This window comes from Acinetobacter sp. ATCC 27244 (assembly GCF_000156555.1).
GTDB lineage: Bacteria > Pseudomonadota > Gammaproteobacteria > Pseudomonadales > Moraxellaceae > Acinetobacter > Acinetobacter haemolyticus.
Genome location: NZ_GG665978.1, coordinates 1 through 3,820, shown reverse-complemented (window position 1 = coordinate 3,820; position 3,820 = coordinate 1). Strand labels below are relative to the sequence as shown.

Here is a 3,820-nt window from a genome sequence, read left to right as displayed (position 1 = left end):
CCTTTTGGAGTTACAAAGATTGCTTCACATAAGAGATTTTATGTTAAATAACCCTCAACTGAGGGCTATTTTTAAGATTAAAAATTACATGCTTTTAACACATACGGATTTAATGCATTTGATATAGAATCATTAACAGTAAGTTTTGCAACCACACGATTATTTTTAATTACTATTGGCGGATTCAAAGAGTATTCATTAAATGGAGAATAGCTATTGTACTCATTTCCATATTTACTGTAGGTATTCCAAATAGAATTTGAAGAATATTCCCCACCATACTTACCATATTCGTTAAAAATAGAATCGCTGTCATAAGATGAAGATATTTTTCCTAAATATTTTTTCTCAGTATCAGAGGAAATAATGATAGCCCCTTCAATATAATCACAAAATTCTCTCAAATCAGATGCGTTACTTTGTAAACTGATTAATAAGCCAAGTGTTAGAGTTAGTTTTCTCACATTTATTCCTTAATAAAAAATTTATAAAATTAAATATCAATATAGAAATTGTATAAGATATTATTAAATTTAGTTATAGCTAAGAAGCTTGATACTTTTAATTCAAGGGGGAAAAATGAAATTTTTTTATTTATTACTTGGTTCTGCAATCTTAACCGGTTGTTCTACTGTAGGATACCAAACAGCTGGACATAACGGAAAATTATATTATCTACCCACGCAGTGTGAAAAATATTCATATTCCTATGATGATCCAGATACTCTTTACTGTTATCACAAGGGAATAGCAACTGGACAAGTTGTTACACCAGCAGATAGTCAGCAAGTTGAAAATTATTACAGACAACAAGAAGCTAATCGTCAAGCTTGGGCAAATCTGAATGAAAGTTTAAAAAATTCAGCACCTAAGACAACGAATACAAATTGTTATAATTATGGTTATGCTACAAATTGCACTTCAACCACTTATTAATCTGAATGTATTTCGAATTGAAAACTGTTTTGCTTAAATAGCATCTAATAGTTTTTTGAAGATTTCCTACAATTAACATAATACACGTTATACGAATCTAAAAATGGGAGCCTAAGCTCCCATTTTTATTGATGATTTTTTAATTCTTTAAGCATGGCATCCCGTAAAATTTTATTCATTCGTGTTTGATAGCCTTTGCCTTGGGCTTTTAGCCACTGCATGACATCTGCATCGATGCGAACCGTAGTTACTTGTTTAGTCGGCTTGTAAAATGGATTTTGCACTGCATTTTTCCAGAAGCTGTCATCAAGTTCAGGAATATCTGAAAAATCGATTTCACTGTCTGGACGTTTATCTAATGCTTCAAGTCTTGCCTTTTGTTCTTCAGACAAAACAGGAGGATTATTCAAATCCATTTTGTAAGTAACGGTTTTGCTCATACTGTTTCCTCTCTTTTTTCTCTGCCTGTCGTGCCGAAATAATGCGGATATGATCCATCCCATTATGATCTTGTACTGTGTGGGCCACCAATAAAACAGCTTGCCCATGTACCATACCTATCGCTTGCCAACGATATTCACCATTTTCAAAGCGATCCTGTTTATATAAGGCATGAGCATCGTAAAAAACCAATGTTGCATCTTCAAAAGCTACACCATGTTTTTTGAGGTTTATTTCTGCTTTATGCTCATCCCATGAAAACTCAATTTCCATAGTTGCATCGCTTTTTGTTAATATAAAAATGTTAATACAAAATTGTAAATTTTGCAAAGTTGTTCCATTTTTTATTGGCAAAATCTTACAGAATCGAACATAAAAAAGCCGACTTGTTTCAAAGTCGGCTTTTTGGGCATTTTTGCTTTTTTATGGTTCTATTAAGTATCTGATATTTATATTAATATACAAGTGTATTGCGTATAACGCCCATTATGTTAAATGGAGTCTTTATGAGAAATTAATAATCTATGTTTATTTGAGATTGAAGTATATTTAAAAAAATTAAGTTGTTTTTTTAAATGCATAACTTCATCTTTTAGTTTTTTGATTTGTTGATCTCTTTCGTCCCGTATAGGGGAATTAATTTCACCAAATTTTTTAACTAACTGGCTATATTCAATCAAGTTATTGTAGTCAAGTTCGAAATCTCCGCTTTTTATATATTTAAGTATAGTCGAGCGAGGTTTTCTATACGCTATAGCAGCATCACTGATCGAAAGTTTTTTTAAAAAATGATGATGTTGACCTAACATATTATTTAACTTAAGGCATTATTAACTTGGTATATATATGTTAATGAAATTAACATATATAAGGTATAAATCTTCAATCATTGTTGGTTGATAATTGAACGTTTACTTTAAACATAACCTACTCTGATAATTTTTCTATTATTAAATCAATACGCTTTTAAGAATTTATATTATTAACATAATACACCTTATGCGAAATTCCAATGTAAGCCCAAAATAGAAATGTCCGGTTTACCGATTGCTCGACCTAAGATCTCAGAACATAAGAATTTGATGATCACCCTGGTTCTCAAAACTCGATACTTTATTGAAAAGTTCTATCGAGGCTTATAAGTCCCTGAAACAAAAAAATGCCTGAACTTCAGGCATTTTTTACGTCATCACTAACAGCTTACAACAATCAACAAACGAGAGTTTTAGTCTTTTGAATACGACTTAATTTTTTCAAAAATAGGGTAAAAGTCTACACCCTCATCTTTCATGCTAGAAAGTAAGTAAACCAGAACAGCGATATGAGTAGGTACTTTTCCGATCTTTTTATAGTTAGTTATGGAGTTTGGATTCATGTCCAATAAGGTTGCAAATTCCTTAATTGAAAGACCTGCTTTCCCCATAAGTCTTTGAAATTCTTCGTATGGCATCGTGATAAATACAATCTGTTTGAATTAGAAGTATAACACAGACTATAAAACTTAAAAAAACACATAAAAAATGTGACAAACACATTTTTTATGTGTTATAAATAGCTTATCAACTAACCTATTTATCCTTACTATCGGAGAAATGTAATATGTACTCATACCCGGATTCAAACACTGAAAAGAAAATTGCTCTCATGATCATCAATGACTTTTTCATTCAAAAAGCCCATGAACTGTGGATCTTTTTACAACTCGATCAGTGCTTTAATGATTATGAAGCCACACTGATTTGGACTCGACGTTATTTAGAGAAGCATCCTGAGTGTGAGTACAGCGATATTCAAAAAGCCTTTGTTTCTTGTTTCCCAGAGCACTTCTTCAGCTTTGACTGTTAATTTATGAGAGGCACGGTAAAAAATCGCAATGGGTAAGTAAATCCCAAATAGAAAGAGCCAGTTCATACAACTGGCTCTTTCTATTGTCACGTATAAATCTAAGACTTTCTTTGAGCATACTAAAATTGATGTTCCACGGCTTCTAAAACATTGATTTTAGGTTCAGGATTGGGGTCGCCATGACGTTACTTTAGGGTGTACTCTAAATTTACATAATGTCTCTGTATACGAAATTCGATTGTAAGCCCAAAATAGAAATGTCCAACTTCTCTAAAATCCCTGCTAAATAAACTACTCTTCGCCTTTTTCTAAGGCCTTTTTAATTTCAATTACTGACAATAATTCTCCGCCCTTTTGCCAGGTATGTAATCCTTCTAACACCTGAATAAAAAGTTTATTTGCTTTAAAATATTCATTTTCATATGTCTTAACATCTTTAAAAATTAAAGATTTACGTACTTCATTATGAAACTTTGTCGTATTCACAATCCGATTGGTAATCTGTTGAGGAGTATCATTGCTAATATCAATATTGAGTTTCTTAAATGCGACAAGAACAGCACCACCTAATTCAAATTTACGTTGATTTTCAGCTTTG

7 protein-coding genes and 1 pseudogene are annotated in these 3,820 nt (G+C 31.8%); 2 read left to right on the top strand and 6 right to left on the bottom strand.

Going from position 1 to position 3,820, the window contains the following annotated elements; all coding sequences use genetic code 11:
• Nucleotides 1-77: 77 nt before the first annotated feature.
• Nucleotides 78-464 carry a hypothetical protein gene (locus HMPREF0023_RS15840; protein ID WP_008942575.1) on the bottom strand — a complete coding sequence of 129 codons (387 nt, stop codon included), beginning with the start codon at nucleotides 462-464 and terminating at the stop codon, nucleotides 78-80.
• A 115-nt stretch (nucleotides 465-579) separates the two neighbouring features.
• Here HMPREF0023_RS15840 and HMPREF0023_RS15835 point away from each other — a divergent pair, with 115 nt between their 5' ends.
• Nucleotides 580-936: a hypothetical protein gene (locus tag HMPREF0023_RS15835; protein ID WP_008942574.1), complete on the top strand. Its 357-nt coding sequence runs from the start codon at nucleotides 580-582 to the stop codon at nucleotides 934-936.
• Between the two features lie 125 nt (nucleotides 937-1,061).
• On the opposite strand, the gene HMPREF0023_RS15830 is transcribed toward HMPREF0023_RS15835, so the two are convergent.
• The 4 genes from HMPREF0023_RS15830 to HMPREF0023_RS15815 form a co-directional block, all read right to left on the bottom strand.
• Complete coding sequence (locus tag HMPREF0023_RS15830) at nucleotides 1,062-1,376, bottom strand: BrnA antitoxin family protein (RefSeq protein WP_004740255.1); 315 nt, start codon at nucleotides 1,374-1,376, stop codon at nucleotides 1,062-1,064.
• The gene (locus HMPREF0023_RS15825; protein ID WP_005086328.1) at nucleotides 1,339-1,650 is read right to left on the bottom strand and encodes a BrnT family toxin; all 312 of its coding nucleotides are present in this window, start codon (nucleotides 1,648-1,650) and stop codon (nucleotides 1,339-1,341) included. The genes HMPREF0023_RS15830 and HMPREF0023_RS15825 overlap by 38 nt, the downstream gene beginning before the upstream one ends.
• 218 nt (nucleotides 1,651-1,868) lie before the next feature.
• The gene (locus HMPREF0023_RS15820) at nucleotides 1,869-2,186 is read right to left on the bottom strand and encodes a hypothetical protein (protein WP_005086342.1); all 318 of its coding nucleotides are present in this window, start codon (nucleotides 2,184-2,186) and stop codon (nucleotides 1,869-1,871) included.
• Between the two features lie 416 nt (nucleotides 2,187-2,602).
• Nucleotides 2,603-2,827 carry a helix-turn-helix transcriptional regulator gene (locus HMPREF0023_RS15815; protein ID WP_004676219.1) on the bottom strand — a complete coding sequence of 75 codons (225 nt, stop codon included), beginning with the start codon at nucleotides 2,825-2,827 and terminating at the stop codon, nucleotides 2,603-2,605.
• A gap of 149 nt (nucleotides 2,828-2,976) precedes the next feature.
• On the opposite strand from HMPREF0023_RS15815, the gene HMPREF0023_RS15810 reads away from it, so the two are divergent.
• The gene (locus tag HMPREF0023_RS15810) at nucleotides 2,977-3,222 is read left to right on the top strand and encodes a hypothetical protein (RefSeq protein WP_004282220.1); all 246 of its coding nucleotides are present in this window, start codon (nucleotides 2,977-2,979) and stop codon (nucleotides 3,220-3,222) included.
• Between the two features lie 291 nt (nucleotides 3,223-3,513).
• Here HMPREF0023_RS15810 and HMPREF0023_RS15805 read toward each other — a convergent pair.
• A pseudogene (locus tag HMPREF0023_RS15805) lies at nucleotides 3,514-3,820 on the bottom strand (hypothetical protein); the annotation flags it as partial.

What these genes read in the sequence shown, in the direction of transcription:
- HMPREF0023_RS15835 (WP_008942574.1), top strand. Translation starts at nt 580, where the DNA reads ATGAAATTTTTTTATTTATTACTTGGTTCTGCAATCTTAACCGGTTGT.
- HMPREF0023_RS15830 (WP_004740255.1), bottom strand. Translation starts at nt 1,376, where the DNA reads ATGAGCAAAACCGTTACTTACAAAATGGATTTGAATAATCCTCCTGTT.
- HMPREF0023_RS15825 (WP_005086328.1), bottom strand. Translation starts at nt 1,650, where the DNA reads ATGGAAATTGAGTTTTCATGGGATGAGCATAAAGCAGAAATAAACCTC.
- HMPREF0023_RS15820 (WP_005086342.1), bottom strand. Translation starts at nt 2,186, where the DNA reads ATGTTAGGTCAACATCATCATTTTTTAAAAAAACTTTCGATCAGTGAT.
- HMPREF0023_RS15815 (WP_004676219.1), bottom strand. Translation starts at nt 2,827, where the DNA reads ATGCCATACGAAGAATTTCAAAGACTTATGGGGAAAGCAGGTCTTTCA.
- HMPREF0023_RS15810 (WP_004282220.1), top strand. Translation starts at nt 2,977, where the DNA reads ATGTACTCATACCCGGATTCAAACACTGAAAAGAAAATTGCTCTCATG.